At 66.1% G+C, this 20,459-nt stretch carries 25 protein-coding genes; 14 read left to right on the forward strand and 11 right to left on the reverse strand.

The window, feature by feature from the left end; all coding sequences use genetic code 11:
• Entirely contained in the window at positions 1-1,080 is a 1,080-nt protein-coding gene (locus tag ACFWVD_RS14305; RefSeq protein WP_379242692.1) for a quinone-dependent dihydroorotate dehydrogenase, read from the forward strand.
• Between the two features lies 1 nt (position 1,081).
• Here the strand turns inward: ACFWVD_RS14305 and ACFWVD_RS14310 are convergent, their stop codons facing one another.
• The gene (locus ACFWVD_RS14310) at positions 1,082-1,477 is read right to left on the reverse strand and encodes a hypothetical protein (protein ID WP_379242694.1); all 396 of its coding nucleotides are present in this window, start codon (positions 1,475-1,477) and stop codon (positions 1,082-1,084) included.
• 311 nt (positions 1,478-1,788) lie between these two features.
• Here ACFWVD_RS14310 and ACFWVD_RS14315 point away from each other — a divergent pair, with 311 nt between their 5' ends.
• The 3 genes from ACFWVD_RS14315 to ACFWVD_RS14325 all read left to right on the forward strand — a co-directional run bounded on the left by ACFWVD_RS14315 (position 1,789) and on the right by ACFWVD_RS14325 (position 6,105).
• A complete protein-coding gene (locus ACFWVD_RS14315; RefSeq protein WP_379242696.1) occupies positions 1,789-3,300 on the forward strand; it encodes a PfkB family carbohydrate kinase in 1,512 nt (503 codons plus the stop codon).
• A 171-nt stretch (positions 3,301-3,471) separates the two neighbouring features.
• Complete coding sequence (locus tag ACFWVD_RS14320; protein WP_379242698.1) at positions 3,472-4,149, forward strand: GTP cyclohydrolase II; 678 nt, start codon at positions 3,472-3,474, stop codon at positions 4,147-4,149.
• Between the two features lie 132 nt (positions 4,150-4,281).
• Positions 4,282-6,105, forward strand: a complete 1,824-nt coding sequence (locus tag ACFWVD_RS14325) for an AMP-dependent synthetase/ligase (RefSeq protein ID WP_379242699.1) — start codon at positions 4,282-4,284, stop codon at positions 6,103-6,105.
• A gap of 53 nt (positions 6,106-6,158) precedes the next feature.
• Here the strand turns inward: ACFWVD_RS14325 and ACFWVD_RS14330 are convergent, their stop codons facing one another.
• On the reverse strand, positions 6,159-6,686 hold the full coding sequence (locus tag ACFWVD_RS14330) for a YbhB/YbcL family Raf kinase inhibitor-like protein (protein WP_379242701.1): 528 nt from the start codon (positions 6,684-6,686) through the stop codon (positions 6,159-6,161).
• Positions 6,687-6,708: 22 nt separating this feature from the next.
• The gene (locus tag ACFWVD_RS14335) at positions 6,709-8,070 is read right to left on the reverse strand and encodes a M20/M25/M40 family metallo-hydrolase (RefSeq protein WP_379242703.1); all 1,362 of its coding nucleotides are present in this window, start codon (positions 8,068-8,070) and stop codon (positions 6,709-6,711) included.
• A 158-nt stretch (positions 8,071-8,228) separates the two neighbouring features.
• Here ACFWVD_RS14335 and ACFWVD_RS14340 point away from each other — a divergent pair, with 158 nt between their 5' ends.
• The gene (locus ACFWVD_RS14340; protein WP_379242705.1) at positions 8,229-9,185 is read left to right on the forward strand and encodes an endonuclease/exonuclease/phosphatase family protein; all 957 of its coding nucleotides are present in this window, start codon (positions 8,229-8,231) and stop codon (positions 9,183-9,185) included.
• 94 nt (positions 9,186-9,279) lie between these two features.
• Here ACFWVD_RS14340 and ACFWVD_RS14345 read toward each other — a convergent pair whose 3' ends face one another.
• Positions 9,280-9,765: a hypothetical protein gene (locus tag ACFWVD_RS14345; protein ID WP_379242707.1), complete on the reverse strand. Its 486-nt coding sequence runs from the start codon at positions 9,763-9,765 to the stop codon at positions 9,280-9,282.
• A gap of 97 nt (positions 9,766-9,862) precedes the next feature.
• Between ACFWVD_RS14345 and ACFWVD_RS14350 the strand changes: the two genes are divergently transcribed.
• Positions 9,863-10,282, forward strand: a complete 420-nt coding sequence (locus ACFWVD_RS14350) for a hypothetical protein (protein WP_379242709.1) — start codon at positions 9,863-9,865, stop codon at positions 10,280-10,282.
• Here the strand turns inward: ACFWVD_RS14350 and ACFWVD_RS14355 are convergent.
• Positions 10,273-10,995 carry a helix-turn-helix domain-containing protein gene (locus ACFWVD_RS14355; protein ID WP_379242711.1) on the reverse strand — a complete coding sequence of 241 codons (723 nt, stop codon included), beginning with the start codon at positions 10,993-10,995 and terminating at the stop codon, positions 10,273-10,275. The genes ACFWVD_RS14350 and ACFWVD_RS14355 overlap by 10 nt on opposite strands.
• A 255-nt stretch (positions 10,996-11,250) precedes the next feature.
• Between ACFWVD_RS14355 and ACFWVD_RS14360 the strand changes: the two genes are divergently transcribed.
• Together ACFWVD_RS14360 and ACFWVD_RS14365 are read left to right on the forward strand one after the other, a co-directional pair.
• A complete protein-coding gene (locus ACFWVD_RS14360) occupies positions 11,251-12,069 on the forward strand; it encodes an alpha/beta fold hydrolase (RefSeq protein WP_379242713.1) in 819 nt (272 codons plus the stop codon).
• 48 nt (positions 12,070-12,117) lie between these two features.
• Positions 12,118-12,525 carry a hypothetical protein gene (locus ACFWVD_RS14365; protein ID WP_379242715.1) on the forward strand — a complete coding sequence of 136 codons (408 nt, stop codon included), beginning with the start codon at positions 12,118-12,120 and terminating at the stop codon, positions 12,523-12,525.
• 52 nt (positions 12,526-12,577) lie between these two features.
• Here the strand turns inward: ACFWVD_RS14365 and ACFWVD_RS14370 are convergent, their stop codons facing one another.
• Complete coding sequence (locus tag ACFWVD_RS14370; protein WP_379242717.1) at positions 12,578-13,168, reverse strand: TetR/AcrR family transcriptional regulator; 591 nt, start codon at positions 13,166-13,168, stop codon at positions 12,578-12,580.
• A gap of 58 nt (positions 13,169-13,226) precedes the next feature.
• Between ACFWVD_RS14370 and ACFWVD_RS14375 the strand changes: the two genes are divergently transcribed.
• Positions 13,227-14,072, forward strand: a complete 846-nt coding sequence (locus ACFWVD_RS14375; RefSeq protein WP_379242719.1) for an alpha/beta fold hydrolase — start codon at positions 13,227-13,229, stop codon at positions 14,070-14,072.
• Between the two features lie 89 nt (positions 14,073-14,161).
• Positions 14,162-15,004 carry a hypothetical protein gene (locus ACFWVD_RS14380; RefSeq protein ID WP_379242721.1) on the forward strand — a complete coding sequence of 281 codons (843 nt, stop codon included), beginning with the start codon at positions 14,162-14,164 and terminating at the stop codon, positions 15,002-15,004.
• Here the strand turns inward: ACFWVD_RS14380 and ACFWVD_RS14385 are convergent.
• Genes ACFWVD_RS14385 through ACFWVD_RS14405 form a run of 5 tightly spaced genes read right to left on the reverse strand, consistent with a single transcriptional unit; the run spans position 14,986 to position 16,900 of the window.
• On the reverse strand, positions 14,986-15,180 hold the full coding sequence (locus tag ACFWVD_RS14385; protein ID WP_379243306.1) for a hypothetical protein: 195 nt from the start codon (positions 15,178-15,180) through the stop codon (positions 14,986-14,988). The two genes, ACFWVD_RS14380 and ACFWVD_RS14385, sit on opposite strands and share 19 nt — an antisense overlap.
• A 60-nt stretch (positions 15,181-15,240) precedes the next feature.
• On the reverse strand, positions 15,241-15,945 hold the full coding sequence (locus ACFWVD_RS14390) for a hypothetical protein (RefSeq protein ID WP_379242722.1): 705 nt from the start codon (positions 15,943-15,945) through the stop codon (positions 15,241-15,243).
• A gap of 56 nt (positions 15,946-16,001) precedes the next feature.
• Positions 16,002-16,226 carry a hypothetical protein gene (locus tag ACFWVD_RS14395; RefSeq protein WP_379242724.1) on the reverse strand — a complete coding sequence of 75 codons (225 nt, stop codon included), beginning with the start codon at positions 16,224-16,226 and terminating at the stop codon, positions 16,002-16,004.
• Entirely contained in the window at positions 16,223-16,456 is a 234-nt protein-coding gene (locus tag ACFWVD_RS14400) for a TetR family transcriptional regulator (RefSeq protein ID WP_379242726.1), read from the reverse strand. Before ACFWVD_RS14400 ends, ACFWVD_RS14395 begins: the two co-directional genes overlap by 4 nt.
• Before the next feature lie 9 nt (positions 16,457-16,465).
• Positions 16,466-16,900, reverse strand: coding sequence for a GNAT family N-acetyltransferase (locus ACFWVD_RS14405; protein WP_379242728.1), 435 nt, complete (start codon positions 16,898-16,900; stop codon positions 16,466-16,468).
• Positions 16,901-17,071: 171 nt separating this feature from the next.
• Between ACFWVD_RS14405 and ACFWVD_RS14410 the strand changes: the two genes are divergently transcribed.
• The 4 genes from ACFWVD_RS14410 (at position 17,072) to ACFWVD_RS14425 (ending at position 20,448) form a co-directional block, all read left to right on the forward strand.
• Positions 17,072-18,019: a DMT family transporter gene (locus ACFWVD_RS14410; protein ID WP_379243307.1), complete on the forward strand. Its 948-nt coding sequence runs from the start codon at positions 17,072-17,074 to the stop codon at positions 18,017-18,019.
• A 41-nt stretch (positions 18,020-18,060) separates the two neighbouring features.
• Positions 18,061-18,303: a hypothetical protein gene (locus tag ACFWVD_RS14415; protein ID WP_379242730.1), complete on the forward strand. Its 243-nt coding sequence runs from the start codon at positions 18,061-18,063 to the stop codon at positions 18,301-18,303.
• A 79-nt stretch (positions 18,304-18,382) separates the two neighbouring features.
• Entirely contained in the window at positions 18,383-19,678 is a 1,296-nt protein-coding gene (locus ACFWVD_RS14420) for an NAD(P)/FAD-dependent oxidoreductase (RefSeq protein WP_379242732.1), read from the forward strand.
• Complete coding sequence (locus tag ACFWVD_RS14425) at positions 19,564-20,448, forward strand: sigma-70 family RNA polymerase sigma factor (RefSeq protein WP_379243309.1); 885 nt, start codon at positions 19,564-19,566, stop codon at positions 20,446-20,448. Before ACFWVD_RS14420 ends, ACFWVD_RS14425 begins: the two co-directional genes overlap by 115 nt.
• The last annotated feature ends 11 nt before the right edge of the window (positions 20,449-20,459 follow it).

Genomic DNA, 20,459 nt, shown 5'->3' on the forward strand with positions numbered 1-20,459 from the left:
ATGTACGCCCTGCTGTTACGCCTGATGTTCCTGATCCCGCCCGAGCGGGTTCATCACCTGGTGTTCGCCTCGCTGCGTTTCGCCACCTGGTTCCCGCCCACCCGCTGGCTGGCCCGCAAGCTCACCGTGGTGCCCGACCCGATCCTGGCCACCACCGCGTTCGGGGTCGACTTCCCCGCACCGCTGGGCCTGGCCGCCGGTTTCGACAAGAACGCCGACGGCGTGAACGCTTGGGGGACACTGGGTTTCGGTTTCGCCGAGATCGGCACCGTCACCGCGCACGCCCAGCCGGGCAACCCCGCACCGCGCCTGTTCCGGCTACCCGCCGATCACGCCCTGATCAACCGGATGGGTTTCAACAACCACGGTGCCGCCGCCGCGGCCGCCCGCCTGCACGGCGCGCACCCCACCGTCCCGATCGGCGCCAACATCGGCAAGACCAAGATCACCGAACCCGAGGCCGCCGCGGGCGATTACGCGACCAGCGCCCGATTACTCGGCCCGCTCGCGGACTTCGTCGTGGTCAACGTGTCCTCCCCCAACACCCCCGGCCTGCGTGACCTGCAAGCCGTGGAGTCACTGCGCCCGATCCTGCAGGCCGTGCTCGACAGCGTCTCGGTGCCGGTATTGGTGAAAATCGCCCCCGACCTCTCCGACGATGACATCGACGCCGTCGCCGACCTCGCGGTCGAACTGGGCCTGGCCGGCATCGTGGCCACCAACACCACCATCCGCCGCGACGGCCTGCGCACCCCCGCCGCCGAAGTCGAGGCCATGGGCGCGGGTGGCCTGTCCGGCGCCCCCGTCGCCGACCGCTCCCTGGAAGTCCTGCGCCGCCTCTACGCCCGCGTCGGCGACCAGGTCGTGCTGATCTCGGTCGGCGGCATCGAAACCCCCGATCAAGCCTGGGCCCGCATCCTCGCCGGCGCCACCCTGCTGCAGGGCTACACCGGCTTCATCTACGGCGGCCCCTTCTGGACCACCCGCATCCACCGCACCATCGCCGCGAAACTGCGCGCCGGTGGCTACGCGTCGTTGTCCGACGCGGTCGGCGCCGAACACCGCGCCCACTCGGTGTGAGCTACCCGAAGTAGACCCGACGCTGCGCGTTACCGTGCCCGAACAACTGCGGCGAGGTACGCGGGCCCCGGACCGACACCCACTGGGCCGCCTCCTCGGGGTCGCCGTTGTCCAACCGTCCGATCATCCGCTTGAACAGCCGAATGGCGGCTTGTTGCCACACGATCCCCAGTTCGTCGGCGTAGGCACTGATCTGCGCGTGCACCAACCGGTCGTGAGCGACGGCCAGATCGCTGATCAACTCGTCGAGTTTCATTCCCGCGTAAGCCTGTTCGCGGGTGAGCTTGCGTTCGGGCAGCCAACTCAACTGCCAGATATCCGGGTCGGTGACCATACGCACGGCGTACTCGGGGCTGCGGGTGCTGCGCATGTCGTCCGGGGTCAGGTGAATGGTCATCGGATTCTCCGATTCCAACTGGGGAGCTCCAGGCTCCCGATTCCTCCAGATGCGCGAACGCGACCGTCCTGTCGCGTCCGGCACGTGCATCAGCGGTGGCGCCGACTGCACCTCGAGCCCGCCATATCCTGCGTGAACTCGCTGTATCGCCAATTCCAGTGTGGCATTTGCCCTTCACTGCGGTCAATTGCCGTTGTACGTTGGTAATTGCCGGATTTCGGTGGTGGCAAACCCCGAATTCTGGCGATCGCAGTTCGGCGTCCGCCCCGAACCGGACACTGGTTTCCATCGAGAAGTTCACGGGAGGCAACGTGCCCACGGTTCCCCAGGATGCTCGCGTCGCCGCGATCCGCTCCATCCTGGCGAGACTGGGAAAGTACGCGGGCCTGAGCGCAGAACGCTTGCGCCACACCGAAATCGACGCTGCGCCCCTGCTAGAGCTGGTATCGGTACGACGCCACGCCCGCCGCACCGGGGCCACCGTCGAGGAGTCGATCCTGCCGGTGGTGTGCGAGGTCGCCCAGTGGCTGCCACCCACAGAACGCCTGATCGTGGACGCGGTGCTGTCGCTGGGCCTGTTCCGCGACCGGTCCGGCGTCGGTATCGATGTCGAACGCCTTTATGCAGATAACCTCGGGGAACGTCGAGAGGCATTGACAGAACAGTGGATTGCGCTGCACACCCTGCTCGATGTCGACCCTGTTCCCGAGGTACCGACGGTCAAACGGTTGCGCACGTTCTCCGAGCACACCGCATTCACCGCCCTGGCCGGACTGCTGGCCACCGACTCGGGCTATCCCATGGCGGGACCATCGAGCGCGCAACCGACCACGGTGCCCGAGCGCCGCGGCACCGTCACGGTTTTCGGCGACGCCGTCATCGATCACCTGTATCGCGTCGACAACTTTCCCGCGGCCGATGACGCGGCCAGCGGCACCTTCGTCGGCCATCCCGGCGGCAAAGGACTCAACCGGGCCGTGGCCGCAGCACGTCTTGGAATCAACGTGCACTTGGCTTGCGCAGTCGGCGGCGACGAATATGGCCGCCGCATTCTCGAATTCATCAAGGACGAGGGCGTGAACCTGGACCTGGTCAAGGTCGTGCCGTTCGCGCCGTCGCTTGTCACCGCGGTGGTCATCGCCCCCAACGGTGAATCCCACATCATCGGCTGTCGGGACAGCAGTGTCCAACTTCAGGACGAGGACCTGCACCGTCCGGGATTGCGTGCGGCGTTGGAAGCCTCGGACGTGGTGGTCCTGAGCTTCGAGCAACCACCCTCGGTGATCGAACAGGTGCTGTCGATGGTGTCGCAGATGGACCCCAAACCACCGGTCATCGTGTGTCCGACGCCGGCGATGGCAGTTCCGCAAGGCCTGTACCAGTATCTGAGCGCGGTCGACTATCTCGTCGGCGCGGGCGCGGATCTGGCAGCCCTGCTGCCCGACGCGCCTGCCGAATCCACCGACGACGTCCCCCGATTGCTGAGGGGTCTGGGTGTGGGCACTGTCTGCACGGTGGAGAACTTTCACTGCGTCGTCGCCTCTGACACAGTCGAGGCCGTCATTGATCACTTTCCGCAGGTTCTCAAGGCCTCCGTCGGTGCTGCCGCAGCCTTCACCGGCGCACTGGCCTATCGACTCGTGAACTGCGAAACACCGCTGGCCGCACACGATTTCGTGTGGGCCACTGCGGCGATGATGCCCACCCAGAATTTGGGTGCGGTGGCGGTGTCGATGCCACCTGTGCACGAGATCGATCGGATCGTGCGCCTGTACGCACCCGTCGACGATGACACTCTTAATGCTGATGTGACACCCGGCTAACGTGTCGCACGCCACATACCGAGTACAGTCGCGCCGTTGCCATGATCATGCCGTCCACGCAGCGGGTTTCCCGCTGTCGGAACAGCCTCGGAGGAGCGCTTGACGATCACCGGTCCCGTCCGCAGCACGCCGATAACGGCGAACGGATGGTTCGCTGACACTGTGCCACCGGTGCATCAATTCAGCCGCAACGGCGCCCAGATGCCGGTGCAGGTACACACCATCGATAGCCCGACCGACGGCGGCTACGTGCTCGTGTTCGGACAGCTGGGCGAAAAGCCCCTCGTCCGTGTGCATTCCCGCTGCCTCTACGGTGACGCGCTGGGGTCCGATGACTGCGACTGCGGCCCGGAGCTGGCGCTGTCGATGAACAAGATCCAAGCCGAAGGTGCCGGGGTGCTGGTCTACCTCGAACAAGAGGGTCGCGGCGCGGGCCTGATCTGGAAGGCCATCGGCTACCAGACCAGCGAAATGCTCCAGATCGACACCTTCGATAGCTACGAGCACCTCGGCTTGAACCCGGACACCCGCCGCTACGAGTTGGTGGCGAAGTCGCTGCTGAATCTGGGCCTGCACCAGGTACGCCTGCTGACCAACAATCCGGACAAGGTACGGGCGTTGACCGACGCGGGAATCGCGGTCGAGGTTCTACCCCTGGCGATCCAGCTCCACACCGAACGCGGACGTCGCTACCTCGACGCCAAAGTCCGCCGCCGCAAGCACATGATCCCGGGCGATTTCGCGCCATGGGCACCGCTTCCGGCCGCATCGACCGAGGTCGCCGATCCGCAGGTGGCCCAGGACCGGCCGCGATGGTGGCAGCGATCGCGTTTCGGCCGTCGGCGGTAACCCCCATCACAATCCCGTATGTCCGGTTACGATAAGTGAGCCACGCCACTGTCGATGTCCCTGTCTCGAGATAACGAGGCAGTTTCACTCGCATTGGCTCGGCGTCCAAGCTCGGCCTATGGGAACAGGGATATGACAGACATCGGTTTCGCGCACGCTTCGGGCGTCACGGTGCACACCGTGCCCGCCGCCTTCCAGCAGACTGCCGCTTTGCGGCCCGATCAGATCGCTTTGCGCACGGTCGGTGGTACCCAGGAGATCACCTGGTCCGAGTACGCGTCGCGGGTGCAAGCGTTGGCGGCCGGGTTGGCGAAACTCGGTGTGCGACATGGGGATGCGGTGGGCATCATGCTCACCAACCGGCCCGAGTTCAACCTGATCGACACTGCCGCACTGCATCTGGGCGCGGTCCCGTTCTCGGTGTACAACACCAGTTCGCCCGAGCAGATCGCGCATGTGTTCGCCAATGCGGGCAACAAGGTGGTCGTCACCGAGCAGGCGTTCCTCGATCTGATTCGTTCTTCCGGTGCGCAGGTCGAGCACACCGTGCTCGTGGACGGCACCGCCGAGGGCACGGTCGCTCTGGCGACTCTGGCGACCGACCCGGCCCCGGATTTCGATTTCGACGCGGCCTGGAAAGCGGTGCAGCCCACCGACCTGGCCACGTTGATCTACACCTCGGGCACCACCGGCCCGTCCAAGGGTGTCGAGCTCACCCAGAAGAATGTGATCGCGCAGGTCATCGGCCTGGTCGCGGGTCCACTGAAGGTCGGTTTCGATGACCGTGCGGTGTCGTATCTGCCCGCCGCGCATGTCGCGGACCGTATTTCCGCGCACGCGATGAGCCTGCTCACCGGCATCCAGCTGACCACGGTGCCCGATCCGCGCGAGATCGCCGCGGCGCTGCCCGATGCCCGGCCGACGGTGTTCTTCGGGGTGCCGCGGGTGTGGCAGAAGATCAAGACCGGGATCGAGAACAAGCTCGCGGTCGAGCCGAGCCCGGTCAAGAAGCTGTTGGCCAACTGGGCGATCGGTGTCGGTGTCGCGCAGGCGAAGGCGAATCTGGCGGGGCAGAGTCCGCTGCTGCTGGGCCTTCAGCACAAGATCGCGGATGCGCTGGTGTTGTCGAAGTTGCGTGCGGCGTTGGGTTTGCAGGAGTTGAAGTGCGCGGCGTCGGGTGCCGCGCCGGTGCCGCCGGAGACCCTGGAGTACTTCTTGGGCTTGGGTTTCGCGGTCAGCGAGGTGTGGGGGATGTCGGAAACCTCGGGTGTCGGCACCTTCACCGACCTGGACTCGCCGCGCCCCGGTTCGGTGGGGCGGGTGATGGACGGGGTGGAGTTGCGTTTGGATGCCGACGGTGAGGTGTTGATCCGCGGCCCGATCATCACGCCCGGTTACCGCAATATGCCCGACAAGACCGCGGAGGCGATCGACGACGACGGCTGGTTGCACACCGGCGACATCGGCACCCTGGACGCTGACGGTTACCTGCGGATCGTGGACCGTAAGAAGGAACTGATCATCAGCGAGGCGGGTAAGAACATCGCTCCGTCCAATATCGAGAACGCGATGAAGGCGGCGTCGTCGATGATCGGTCAGGCCGTGGCCATCGGTGAGGCGCGCGCTTACATCACCGCGCTGATCATGCTCGATCCCGACGTTGTGGCGTTGCGCGCCAAGGACTTCGGTGCCACCGATGCCACGCACGCTGAGTTGGCGCGTCGCAAGGAAATCGTCGACGAGGTCAGAGAAGCGGTGCTGGAGGGCAACCGGAAGCTGTCGCGGGTGGAGCAGATCAAGCGTTTCGTGATCGTGGACAATCTGTGGGAGCCCGGCGGTGACGAGCTGACCCCGAAGATGTCGCTCAAGCGCACGCCGATCTCGAACAAGTACGCCGAGACCATTACCGAGCTCTACGCCGAGACGCCGCCCGAGCATGTCATCAACGTGAAGTAATCAGCGAGAACAGCGGTGGCCCTGGGGTTTTCCCCGGGGCCACCGCTGTTGTGTCAGTTCTGTTCGTAGGTGCCGATCAGGGTAGCCCTGGCCAGCGTGTGGAAGAACAGGTTGAACCCGAGGTAGGCGGGGGTGGAGTCGGGTCCGATCTCGAGTTCGGGGACGTCGACCGCGTGCACGACCACGTAATACCGGTGCGGCCCATGACCTTTGGGCGGGGACGCGCCGACAAAGCCGGGAAACCCGCCGTCGTTGCGCAAGCTCACCGCACCGGCGGGCAGCGTCCCGCCCTCGCTACCGGCACCGACGTCCAGCGACGTCACCGAGACCGGAATATTGGCCACCGCCCAGTGCCAGAACCCGGACGCGGTCGGTGCGTCGGGGTCGAACACGGTCACCGCGAAACTCTGTGTGTCGGAGGGGAATCCGGACCAGCTCAGCTGCGGTGAGATGTCTTTGCCGCCGGATCCGAACACCCCCGACACCTGATCGTTGGCCAACGGCTGACCGTCGGTGATGTCGGCGGAAGTGACAGTGAACGACGGCACCTGCGGCAGCGCGTCGTAGGGGTTGTAGCTCATAGAAAGACCTTTCCAGTCGAGGTCAGCTGTGCAGAAGGAAGTGTTCCAGCACCCTGGTGCCGAATTCCAGCGATGCCACCGGCACTCGTTCGTCCACCCCGTGGAACAGCGCGGTGAAGTCCAAGTCCGGCGGCAGTTGCAGCGGTGCGAACCCGAAGCAGCGAATCCCCAAGCGCGCGAACGCTTTCGCGTCGGTGCCACCGGACAGCATGTAGGGCACGGTGCGCCCGTTGGCGTCGTGGGCCAGCACCGCGTCGTTCATGGCGTCGACCAGGTGCCCGTCGAAGGTGGTCTCGTAGGAGTCCAGTTTGGTGATCCACTCCCGTTCCACGTCGGGTCCGATCAGCTCGTCGACTTCGCGTTCGAACGCCGCCTGCCGTCCCGGCACCACCCGGCAGTCGATCACGGCTTCGGCCGTTTGTGGGATGACGTTGGCCTTGTATCCGGCCTGCAGCATCGTCGGGTTGGCGGTGTCGCGCAGGGTCGCGCCGATGATCCGCGAAATGGTGCCCAGTTTGGCCAGTTGGCCTTCGATGTCGGGTCCGTGCGGGTCGAATGCCAGCCCGCTCTCCTCGCTGACCGCGGCCAGGAACTCGGCCACCGAATCCGACAGCACGATCGGGAAGGTGTGCCTGCCCAGTCGTGCGACGGCTTCGGCGAGGATGGTGACCGCGTTGTCGTCGTGCAGGAACGACCCGTGCCCGGCGCGCGCCTTGGCCCGCAACCGCATCCAGCCCAGGCCCTTTTCGGCGGTTTCGACCAGGTAGAGCCTGCGTTCGGTGCCGTCGGGTCGCGGCACGGTCAGCGAGAACCCGCCGACCTCACCGACCGCCTCGGTGACGCCTTCGAACAGGTCGGGCCGGTTGTCTGCCAGCCACTGCGACCCCCATTTGCCGCCGTTCTCCTCATCGGCCAGAAACGCGAACACCAGATCCCGTGGCGGCACCGTGCCTTCGGCTTTGAACTGACGAGCCAGCGCCAGGGTCATGCCGACCATGTCCTTCATGTCGATCGCGCCGCGCCCCCACACGTACCCGTCGCGCACCGCACCCGAGAACGGGTGCACGCTCCAGTCGGCGGCCTCGGCGGGCACCACGTCCAGGTGCCCGTGGATCATCAACGCGCCGCGATTCGGGTCGGCACCTTTCAACCGCGCGAACACATTCGCGCGTCCGGGCGCGCCCGATTCCACGATCTCGGTCTCGTACCCGACTTCGTGCAATTGCTGGGCCACCCAGTGCGCGCATTCCTGCTCGCCCTTGGTGGTGGCCAGGTCGCCGGTGTTGGAGGTGTCGAACTGGATCAGCTTGCTGACCAGCTCCACCACCTCGTCCTCCGCGCGCGACCGACCGTGGGAACCAGAATTCTCGCCAGATGCCGACACGCCCCCTTTCCTACCACCATTGGCACCTCCCCCGCGCCACCCGCCGGTCTTCGGGCCCTTGCGCCCCTGCTCGCGACCGTGGACTCGAGGTGAGCGAAACTGCGCCGACCGGTGAGCGCTCGTTCGCGCGAACTCCCGACCCGTGCTTGGCTGGCGAGATGACACCGCAGGTAATCCGGACCGGTATCCGCCTGCTGGCCGGCGCCGCAACGCTCGCAGCAGCGGCCGGCGTGGCACTGCATTTCATCCGGTGGCCGCTGGAACCGTTGGTGCTGGCCGCATCCGGGGCGCCCTATCTGATGTGCGGCGCGGTGATCGGCGCTGTCGGATTCGCCGCAACTCGCCAGTGGGTCGCGGCCGGTGTGGCCGTAATCGTCGCAGGCGCGGGCCTCGCCACCCAGGCCCCGCTGTACTTCGCCGAGCCCGGCGGCAACGGCCACCCGATCATGGCGATGCAAGCCAACCTGCTCTTCGACGGCGCCGACCCCGCCGCACTCGTCGACCAGGTCCGCACCCGCGACATCGCGATCCTCACCGTCAACGAACTCACCCGCCCCGCCGTCGACGCCCTGTCCCGCGCAGGCCTGGACCACCTCCTCCCCCACCGCTACCTGGCCCCCGGTCAAACAGCCAGCGGCACCGGCATCTGGAGCCGATTCCCCTTGTCGCACACCACCGAATACGACGGCTACATCCTCAACCAGATCTCCGCCACCGCCACCATCCCCGACGTAGGCCCGGTCACGATCTACGCCTTCCACCCCGTCCCACCCGTCTACGACACCGCTGTCTGGGCCGACGAACTGACCCGCCTCAACGAAATCCTGCGCAACGCCCCCACCGACCGCCCCGCCATAGTGGGCGGCGACTTCAACGCCACCCACGACCACGCCCTGTTCCGCACCATGACCACCGCCCCCTTCGCCGACGCCGCCACCCAAGCAGGCGCAGGCCACCTCCCCACCTACCCCACCGACAAACCGTTCCCCCCACTGGTCGGCATAGACCACTTCCTCCTAGCCAACGCCCACGCCACCACCGTCGAAACCCTCCCCCTCCCCGGCGCCGACCACCGAGCCCTGGTCGCCCGAATCGTCCTCACCCCGACCGGTTAGCCGGTCGAAACACCCTGCAGCAGAATAGATTTCGTAGAGGCGGGGCCTGCCTATCCACACGCATCGCAGTGGGTCCGCGCGCGGAACAAGGTCTTCAGAGTTCTGGATCTGCCAGCAGCACCACACGGTCAGCTGCCGGGTCGAACCCGAGCACCGGGTAGCCGTGCTGGCGGCCTTCGGCACACAGGAACACCGGCTTGCCGAGTAAGCGGCCCAGCGCACACAACAAGCCACACAGGGTATCCACGCCTTCCTGGCCTTGCAGCTCACGGAGGTTCACGTCGAAATCGATGTCGGTGGCCGACATCGGCCAAAAGATCACCTCCACGCCCGGCACGGGCCTGACCCGCAGCGTGACCGACTCCGCATCAACAGGACGCGGCAGCACGTCCGCCGCAGGCGGTAGCGGTCGCACGGTGCCGTCCTCCGCGTACTCCCATGCCCACCCGCTGGAACGGATCAGTTCGAAAACCGCCTGCCAGTCCTCGACAGAGGTGTCGGGCACCCACAGATCCGGCAGATCACCCATCAAGTTGGGGTCGAAGAAGTTCTTGACCTCGCTCCACAGCAGATCCGGCATCCGGCCATGCTGCCAGAGCGCCGATCGGACCGCATTCCGATTTCGTCACCTACCCGAGGCAAGGACCTGCACCCGGACCATTTGCCATGATCCTCACGTGCCCGATACCACCAGCAGCCCGATCTGCCGTCGCTGCGGCCGACCCGTTCGAGTGGGTCGCGACAACTACACAGTGTTCGAAGGGATGCATTACGTGTGCTTCCACTACGAGTTCGAGCACGACCTGTCCAACCCGGACGGCGACCCGGACGAAGACTGTGGTCTGCCTGGCTGTCCGTCGGCGGTGGCGGCAGGGGCGAATGACCGGATGGTCTCCGCAGTGCGTGCGTTGGTTGCGGACTGGTCAGCTGGTCCCCCCGCGCACTGGGACAATCATTCGTTGCCGGACTACCTGGAGGCGCTGGCCGGTTGGCTTGCCGATGCTGAGGGCTTTTACGCCAACCGTGGTGTCCCGATCCCGTGGAGCAGCTGGGAGGTCATGCAGACTGCCCTGCGCGCAGCGACGATCTATGAGTAGCGCGCACGCTCGGCCAGCCGCTGTTGCCACTGCTCCATGGCCTGGCGTAGTGCCGCGCCGACGATGAGCACGAATTCCCCCGATAGTTCGAAGCGGGCGCCCGCGGGTGTGTCGGGGCCGAGGACTTCGACTCCGCGGCGGGTGATGGCGGCGAGGGCGTTTTGCATGTGGACCGAGGCGGCGAGGTTGCGTAGCCAGATGTCGTCGTCGATGACGTAGCGTTCGCGGCGCTGTCCGGGGACCAGTTCACGACGCAACATGCCCTGCTGTTCGAGGAAGGCGACCGCGTTGGAGATCGACGCGGGGCTCACACGCAGGCGTTCGACCAGTTCGGCGGCGGTGAGGGCGCCGGCGTCGGTGATCTGTAGGCAGGCAAGCACTCTGGCTTCCATGCGCGGCAGGCCCTGTTCGATGAGCAGGGCGGTGAACGATTCGGCGAAGTCCGCGACGGCTTGGGGGTCGCGTCCGTAGCCGTTGTCGGGGATCGGGGGCGGGTCCGGTTGGGGTTGTTTGTGTCGGCGGGCGCGTTGCTGGGTGGCCTGTTGTGCGCGGTGGGCGCGGTAGTCGTCGGGTCCGCCGTTGCGGGTGACTTCGCGCATGACGGTCGAGGCGGGTCGGCCCAGTGTCCGGCCGATTTCGGCGTAGCCGAGTCCTTGCGCCAGGCCCTGCGCGATGTGCTGGCGGTCCGCGTCGGTGAGTCTGCCTCCTGGCATCGCTGCTGGTCACCTCTCTGTTCACCGGTACGAGGCGTGGTCGCCTGTCCCACGCCCAGTATGCATTCACTGTCATCTCATTGCAATACGCAATGCGGCTACCCGTTGCATTCACTGTCATATTCATTGCAATGCCAGGGTCTTTACGCACTCCCACATGGGTTTTAATTGAAATCAAGTGTTGACAGAACAGTGAACGCAACATACTCTTCAATCATCAGTAAAGCCCGAACATCGCAACGCAAGGACATGGCAATGACTTCCTCGAACTCCACCGCCACCACCACCGCTTGGACCGGCATGGTCCCCATCGACGACACCGAACTCGCGGTCACCGACACCGGCGGCACCGGCACCCCGGTGATCTACCTCAACGGCCAGTTCGGCACCCAGGGCTACTGGCGCAAGGTCATCGCCGAACTGGGCCCCGGCTACCGTCACATCACCTTCGACGAGCGGGCCCGCGGTAAGTCCAAGAAGTCCGCCGACTACTCCTTCGACACCTGCGTGCGCGACATCCACGCGATCCTGGCCGCACGCGGCATCACCGAGAAGCCGATCCTGGTCGGCTGGTCCTACGGCGCCTACCTGGGCGCGCACTGGACCAGCCGCAACCCCGGCGCCGCGCTGGGTGCGGTGTTGGTCGACGGCGCCTTCCCCTACGACTGGCTCGACGAGGCCATGGAACTGCGCATCCGCAAACTGTTCAAGCGGCTGAGCTGGGTCCTTCCGCTGGCCCGCCCCACCGGCCTGGCGCCCCGTTTGACCGCGAAGCAGCAGGCCGACAGCAATATCGAACTGGGCAAGCTGTCCAGCGTGAAAAACCTGACCCCGGTCCTGAACGCCATCACCGACCCGGTGCGGTACGTGGTCGCGTCGGGAACCTCGTTCGGCAGCAAGGGCGACGAGCAGGAAAAGATCCGCACCGGCCTGGATGCCGTGCTGGCCACCAACCCCAATATCCGCATCAGCGCGAAGGTCCCCAGCAACCACGGCGCGATCCTGAAAAAGGACTTCCGCGCCATCGCCGACGCCGTGCGCGAAGTCGAGGCGACCTCGTCGGCAAGCAGCTGAATCTTCCAATCCCCGTACCGCACAACAACACACAAGGAGAACACCATCATGTCTGTCACCCTCACCACCCAGGAAAAGACCACCCTGCGGACCGCCGCGTACGGCGCCGTCTCCCTCCTCGCCGCAGCCGGCGGGGCCACCAGTAAGCCGCACAAGATCGCCACGGCCGGCAGCATCGCGCTGTCGTCGGCGACCGGCCTGGTCGGACATGTCCTGGCCGAGAAGTCCGGACGCATCGCCCTGAGCGGGTCGTCGGTCGCCGAACTGGCTGATCAGGTGCTGCCCGCTCTCACGGCGGCGGTGAGCCTGCTCGGCAAGCATGACCCGGTCGAGGCCGAGAACTTCCGCAACACCATCGGCGTGGCCATCGACACCACCGCGCTGTTCCAGCCGCAGCCCAACCCGACGATGGCCGACATGACCGGCAAGATCACCGCAGCGCTCGCCGCCGCGTAGATGAATCATCCACTCGCACAACCACAACCGTGTCACAGGGCCCGTGACACGGTCATTGTGGTGTGAGCACGATGTCCACCCGCGCCGCCATCGCCTGACCGGCCGCCCGCAACGGCTGGGCGCAACGCAGCGTGCGGCCCAGAATGAAAGCTCCTTCCAGCGCGGACAGCATCGCCAGAATCAACTCGCGCGCCGCGGATTCCGCGACTCCGCGTCGGACGAAATATGTTGCGCCCTGGTCGATCCAGTCCCGCATCACCTCGGCGGCGACCTCGCGCAGGACCGGCTCGCTGTCGGCGACCTCCCCCGCGACGGTGCCCACCGGGCACATGTTCATCCACCCGGATTCCTCGAGTGCGCGAGCAGCGTCGGAGAACGCGGCGGGCACGGCCACCCGCAGATCTTCGTGCGGGTCCATCAACAACGGCAGCAACTGGATGTAGGCAGCACCGGTGCTGCGTAACGCCTCGGCCGCGATCTGCACCTTCCCCTGCGGAAAGTGGTGATACAGCGACCCCATCGGAGCACCGGCGGCGGCGGTGATCTGTTTGACGGTGATCGCGCTGTACCCGTGCACGCGCATCAGTTCGGCGACCGCGGTCACCAAGCGGTCGCGGGTGGTCGTTGACATCTGCTCGCTCACTCCTCCAGACTAGAGCAAACGCACTAGAGTGAATGCTCTAGTCGAAACGGAGGATGTCATGCCGACCGTCGAACTCGATGCGGGCCGTATCCACTACCGCGAACGCGGCGAAGGTCCCCCGGTGGTCCTGCTGCACGGACTGCTGATGAACCACACGGTCTGGGACGCGATCATCGACGACCTCCCCACCGGCTTCCGGTATGTGCTGCCCGACCTGCCGCTGGGCGCCCACCCCGAACCGATGAACCCCGGCACCGACCTGAGCCTGCGCGGGCTCAACCACCTCGTCGCCGATTTCCTCGCCGCCCTGGACCTGCACGACGTGACCCTGGTGCACTCCGACTGGGGTGGCGCCCTGTTCCTCACCGCCTACGGCCTCGACCGGCGCGTCAGCCGCCTGATCATCTTCCCCAGCGAAGCCTTCGACAACTTCCCACCGGGCCTCCCGGGCAGACTCGCCGTCCTCGCCGCGACCCTCCCCGGCGGCATCACCCTGGCCCTGCGCCAGATGCGCATCGGCTGGCTACGCCGCAGTCCACTGATGTTCGGCCAGATGACCATCTCCGACCTCCCCGCCACCCTCGTCCACACCTGGACCGAGCCCGGCCTAAGCAACTCCGGTGTCCGCGCCGACGTCATCAGCTATCTCCGCTCCGGAGTCGACAAACGCACCGTCGTCACCAATACCGAAGCCCTCCAACATTTCCCCGGCGAAGCCCTCATCCTCTGGTCCTCAGCAGGCAAAGTCATGCCCCGAGCCCACGGCCCCCGCCTAGCCGCCCTCCTCCCCCACGCCCGCCTCATCGAAATCGACAACGCCTACGTCCTGTCCATGCTCGACCAACCCACCGCAGTAACCGCCGCCATCACCGAATTCCTCACCACCACAACCGCCGACCGCTGACCCGCCGATCGAGACCTCGCACCGGATTCGACTGCCGCGCAGCATAAAGCGATCGACCCGCGCAGGGGACGAACCGTAGCGTTGTCGCCATGGTCACGAGACAGAACCTGGACCGAGCGCTCGCACTGTCCGTACCCGGTCCGTTGCTACGGCCGCCGCTGCGGATCGAAGTCGCGGGCAGCCGCCGATTCCTGGTGCGGCAGTGCGGCATCGCAGTACTTCTCGCGCAGGTCGACGAAGACCGTGCCGGCGTCACCGTCCGGCAGTTCGGTGGATTCCGATCACCGATACCGCCACTGACCGCGCACCTGTCGCGGCGCAAACCCGACTGGACACACCGGTTCGCCCAAGCACTCGCCGGTTCCGATCGCGGTCCCCTGCACGCCGGGCTGTGGCAGCTCGGCACTCAACACCTCCCGCCGAGGTACTGCTGGCCTACCGATCTCCCGGATTCCTGGCCGAACCGATATGTGGACTGGTGCGACGGCGACACCCCGATCATTCCGCTGCGCCCCTTGTCCGCCCCCGATGCGCCACGGGTGAAGGCCTACCGCCGTCGCGCCAGGGAAGGCTGCCTCCCTCCGGTCCTGTTGTGGCACGTCTCCAGCCTCGACGGCTGGCTAGTGCTCGACGGTCACGATCGGCTCGTCGCCGCGAACGCCGAAGGGCTGGTACCGAACGCGCTCACCCTCTACCGATCGACAACCCCGGCGCACCAGGCAATGTTTTTCGAGGCCGCCCTGACCCACCAACGCAAGGTCCTCACCGGAGCGCCTACATCCGACACCGGCGTCCGCACCGCCTTCGAACAACAACTGGTGAACCTGTCGAACAACCTCCCTTTCGAGTCCGCCCGCACCACCGCGTGGGTGTCTCCGGGCGGGGCTGCCGAATGGGAGCGGCTGTGGGGCAACTATCCGGCGGCTGTGTAGCAGGAGATGCGTAGGCCGTCCTCGTGCAGGTGCAGTGTTTCGAACTCGAACGTAGCGGCTCCGAGATCTGCGTGATTGAACGACTTCGTGGTGTGTCTGCGGGTGCCGACCGCATGATCTGTCCAGAACCGACGGAACGTAGCGTCGGCGGTTTCGAGCTCGGCAACCAGCGTCAGCTGGGTAGCCCGAGTAGGTCTCTACAGATGCGATATTCGGCGGTTCCCGCGAGTCGGACGTCAGACGACTGATGGACGATTCAGGCCTGAGTAGAGTGGGCGCCCCTGTTTGGCGAGCCGCCGCGCTACCTCGCGGCGGGCGTAGTTGCTGCCTCTCCAGTGACTCGCGCAGAAGCGGCCTTCGGCGCGGGTGAGCAGTTTGATGTTGACCAGGCGGATCGGGGACAGCGGGCCGGTGACCACATTCGGGATCTCGGCATCGGTCAACCCGATCATCACCACCGCGCCATCGTCACTGTCGATGTAGTGGTCCGGCACGTCGGGAAGTTCCACGTGCGGCAGGGCCATGGTGAGCAGGCGGGATCGCGTGAGGGTGTCGGTGAATCGGAATCCGAGGTGGGCCACCTGATCCGACACGGCCATCACCACACTGCCCAGCCAGGACCCCGCGACGGTCATTGTGTCGCTGTCGACGGGCAGATCGGAGGCGATCGCATACACCTCGACCTCGAAGCCGTTGGTGGGCTCGTCGTCGTCCCATGTGGTCGGGTCGGCCAAACCGCTGCTGGCCAGCAGGATCCCGTCGGTGCGGCGAGTGATCGAATGCGCCTGACGAAGACCGGGCCAGGCGGGTCCGCCCATAAAGGCCGGGTTGATCAACGGTGCGATGACGTCCTGATCGAGACGCCCCCACGACGTCCACGCCGCTTCGATTCCCGCCCAGGTCGCGGGGCCGAATTCGTTGTCCAAACCTGTATCACTCACGGGCACACCTTAATCGCGGTGACAGCTTTATACGGGCTGGAACCCCGGCAAGCTCGCTATCGCAGATAGCGTTTCAGGATCCTGGGCTTGGGCCCGGTCAAAGACTGCCGGATTCGGTCCATCTGAACCGCATGTCCCTGTTCGAAGAACGGCACACCCGCCTGTGCTGCAGCGCGGGTCAGTGGCACCTCGTCATCGAGATGAGGCCGCAGCACTTCGAAGCAGCTCATCGCCCGCTGGCGGTCCGCGTCAGTCAATCCGGTCAGCCCGGCCGCCGTCACGCCTCCATTTTCGCTGTGTCAGCGGACAGATGTCGGTAAATGGTGGGGCGGGTGACACCGAACTCGGCGGCGATAGCTTCGACGGTGTAGCGACGTTTGCCTCGTTCGTCGAGTTCGTCGTACATCTGCCGGGTCGGGGCGACCTGCCGCGGACCGAGTTTGGGTTTCTGTCCGCCGGTGCGGCCACGGGCACGAGCCGCGGCCAGACCGTCGCGGGTGCGCTCCGACATCAGGGCCGCTCACAAGGGCTTGACCCAGCGCGACCACTCGGGCTGTTGCGCATAGCCGTTGGCCTTCCACGCACTGTGCGCCAAGTCGTTTCGGTCGAGAACCATCGCGTCCGCGCGACCGCCCCCGAGTTCGGCGAAACGTTGCGCGGCGGCCTGGAGTAGGCGTCGGCCGATGCCGCTACGGCGGCGGTCGGGTGAGACCGCCAGCCGATAGATGTGGCACCGCCAGCCATCCCAGCCTGCGATCACGGTGCCGACGAGAGCACGGTCGTCGGTGTCCTCATCGATAGCGAGGATCACGGCGCCAGGGTCGCGGCCGATGACGGACTCGATGGCCTCGGCGGTGTCCGCGGGCCGGTGGGCATCCTCGGCGGCGGCTCCCCAGAAGGCGAGAATGGTATGGATGTCACTGCTGGTTGCGGCACGAAGCGCGATCGTCGACACCCGCCGAGCCTACTGAGCGTCCCGCCGGCGCGGCGATTGACATGGCCGCGCGATATGCGGCAGTAGACTTCGTTCACCCCGATGGAGCCGTGCCGCCTGTGACGACGTAGTCCCGTCGGAAATTCTGTGGTCGGCGCAGTGCTCGTTTCGTGACACTGGGCTATGGCCACGATGGAACACGCTGGGCGAGTGTCTATTCGAGCCCGGGCGACGGGGTGGAGTTTGGCCTCGTGGGTATTGTTCGCGAGTTCGGGCCCCTTGGCGAAGGCGGTCATGGGGACGGGCTGGTCCCCGGCGGCGGTGACTGCTGCGAGAACCGTGTTGGCTGCGGTACTTCTGGTGCCGATTGTTGCGGTGTTGCGTCCACGAGCATTGCGGTTCCGCCGTACCGACCTGTGGCTTCTGCTCGGTTATGGCGTGGTCGGTGTGGCCGGGGTGCAACTGTTGTTTTTCGTTGCGGTGGCCCGGGTTCCAGTCGGGTTGGCGATGGTGCTGGTCAATCTTGCGCCCGCGCTGGTGGCACTGTGGGTGCGGATAGTGCGGCGTACTCGGCTGACCGGCTCAGTTTGGTTGGGTATCAGTTTAGCCGGGGGCGGCTTGGGTCTGGTTGCACAGGTCTGGCAGGGCGCCCAGTTGGACGTGCTCGGTGTTGCCGCCGGTCTGGGCTCGGCGATCTGCTCAGCCGGATACTTCTTGCTCGGCGAACACGGCGCGAGCAGGCATGACCCGGTCGGGCTGACGGCGGTCGGGTTGGCGATCGGCGCGGTGGTGGTAGCAATGTTTACCCCGCCGTGGACGCTGCCCTCGCAGCTATTGGCAGCCCCCGCAGTATTGGCCGGTCTACGAGCGCCGGTGTGGCTGGTGCTTCTGGTGCTGGCGGTGGCGGCGACCGTGCTGCCCTATCTGGCCGGTCTGCGGGCCCTGCGTGATCTGCCCTCGGCTCTCGCAAGCGTGCTGGCCGTGGTGGAACCACTGGTCGCGGCCGTGCTGGCCTGGTTGCTGCTCGGCCAGTCACTAGGGCTGACACAGATAGTGGGGGCTGTGATCATGCTGATCGGTGCGATGCTGGTGCAATTGAGTCTGCCCTGCCGGAAACGACACACCGACCGAACACCCTGAAATCGGCACTTCAGGATTCTCTGACCGACTCGGTGGTAGCGATGTGGTCGAAGACTGATACCCAGGTGGGAGCGCCGACGTTGTTGCCTTCCTCCCGATCGACCGTGTCGAGCTCCGGACCGGACTGTATCTGGGTGTCGTGGACCGAACCGGATTCGGTAAACACTGTGACCCAGGTCCAGGACTTCGCCCACGACACCGCCTATGTCCGCATCACCCACCGGGCGTCCTCGGCGTTCTGGTGGTTGACGGGCAGCATCACCGAACACGGCGACAGGGCGTGACTCACGTCACTTGGCAAACGTGTCAGGAAATCACGGCCTGTCTCGTTCAGGGTGCACGCGAACCAGACAGGAGCGAATCATGAAGCACCGCATCGTCGTCCTCGGGGCCGGATACGCCGGAGCATTCTCCGCCGGGGCCCTGGCCCGCCGACTCCATTCCGACGACTTCGAGATCTCGATCGTCAACGCCGAACCCGATTTCGCCGAACGGTTGCGCAATCATCAGCTCGCCGCCGGTCAGGATCTGCGGCATCTGCCGTTGGCGGAGATGTTCGCGGGAACCGGCATCCGGCTTCATGTGGCGCGGGTGACCGGTGTCGACGTCGAAGACCGAACCGTCACGATCACCGACGGAAACAGAATTGACCGACTCGACTACGACACCCTGCTCTACACACTCGGCAGCACCGCGAACGACCACGATGTCCCCGGCGTCGACGAGCACGCTTTTCACGTGGCATCGCGCCCGGCCGCATTGCGACTGCGCGCCCACCTGAACGCCCTCGGCGCGGGCGCGAAGGTACTGATCGTCGGCGGCAACCTGACCGCGATCGAGGCCGCCACCGAGATCGCCGAATCCCATCCGGAACTGCGCGTCAGCCTGACCACCCGCGGCGAACTCGGCGGCTGGCTGGGCACCAAAGCCCGCACCCACCTGCTCGACGCCTTCGACCGGCTCGGCATCACCGTCCACCAGAACACCGCCATCGAGCGGGTCGAAGCCGAACGCGCGGTGGCCACAGACGGCACCGTGTTCACCACCGACGCGACGGTGTGGGCCGCCGGTTTCGCCGCCCATCCGATCGCCGCAGCCACCGGTCTCACCGTGGAACCCAACGGTCAGATCACCGTCGACCGTCAGATGCGCTCGGTCTCGCACCCCGACGTCTACGTCGCCGGTGACAGCGCCTTCGTCATCGGCGACAACGGACAACCGCTGCCGATGTCGTGCGCGTCCGCGGGATTCACCGGCATGCAGGCCACCGCCACGATCGTCGGAGACCTGACCGGGCGCACGATCTCGACGAAATCGCTTCCCTACGTGGGCAATCACATCAGTCTGGGTCGCAAGGACGGGTTGTTCCAGGTGGTCGGCGGTGACGCGCGATCCAAGTCGTGGGCTTTGCGAGGCCGGGCGGCCGCACGAGTCAAAGCGCGCGGTCACCACCGTCGAACACGACGTGATCCCCGCCTAGAGTCGTGCTCATGGACACCGCCACCGTGGCGCATTTCGAGGCCAGCCGCCACCGGCTGGCCTCGATCGCCTACCGCCTACTCGGCTCGGCCGCCGACGCCGAAGACACGGTGCAGGACGCGTTCCTGCGGTGGCAGGCCGCCGACCGGACCTACGTCGACGTACCGGAGGCCTGGCTGACCAAGATCGTCACCAACCTCGCACTCGACCGACTCCGGTCGGCCAAAGCACGCCACGAACGCGCCGTCGGCACCTGGATGCCCGAACCGCTGCTGGACGGCGACCCGATGCTGGGCCCCGCCGACACCGTCGAACAGCGCGAATCGGTGACCCTGGCCGTACTCGCGATGATGGAACGACTGTCACCGGTCGAACGCGCCGTCTACGTGCTACACGAAGCCTTCGCCTACCGGCATGCCGAAATCGCCGACATCCTCGACCTCACCGTCTCCGCGAGCCAGCAACACCTGCACCGCGCCCGCACACGAATCACCGTGGCCCGCAACAACACCGGCACCGATCCCGGGTCCGCCCGCCGCATCGTCGAAGCCTTCGTCGACGCCGCCTCCTCGGGCCGCACCGAACGCCTGATCGCGCTGCTGACCGACGACGCGACCGGCATCTCCGACGGCTTCGGCGGCCGCGCAGCGAAACTGATCAGCTACGCCACCCCACAACGCCTCGCCCGCGCCATACAGGCCGGTTTCACCCCGACACCGGCCAAACGCCGACTCGCAGGCGGCACACCCTCGATCCACGCCGCCGTGGTCAACGGCTGCCCAGCCATCGTGTTCACCACCGACGACCGCGTCCTGGGCGTGGCGATCCTGGAAATCCGCGACAACAAGATCGCGACCACCCGCAGCATCGCCGCCCCCCACCGCCTCACCCGCCTCGCGCAACACTGGCACCGCGGCGACCACGAGACCACACTGATCAGCTCCTGGTAGGGATCACCGAG

The organism is Nocardia sp. NPDC058666 (genome assembly GCF_042714895.1).
In the GTDB taxonomy this organism is placed as follows: Bacteria; Actinomycetota; Actinomycetes; order Mycobacteriales; family Mycobacteriaceae; genus Nocardia.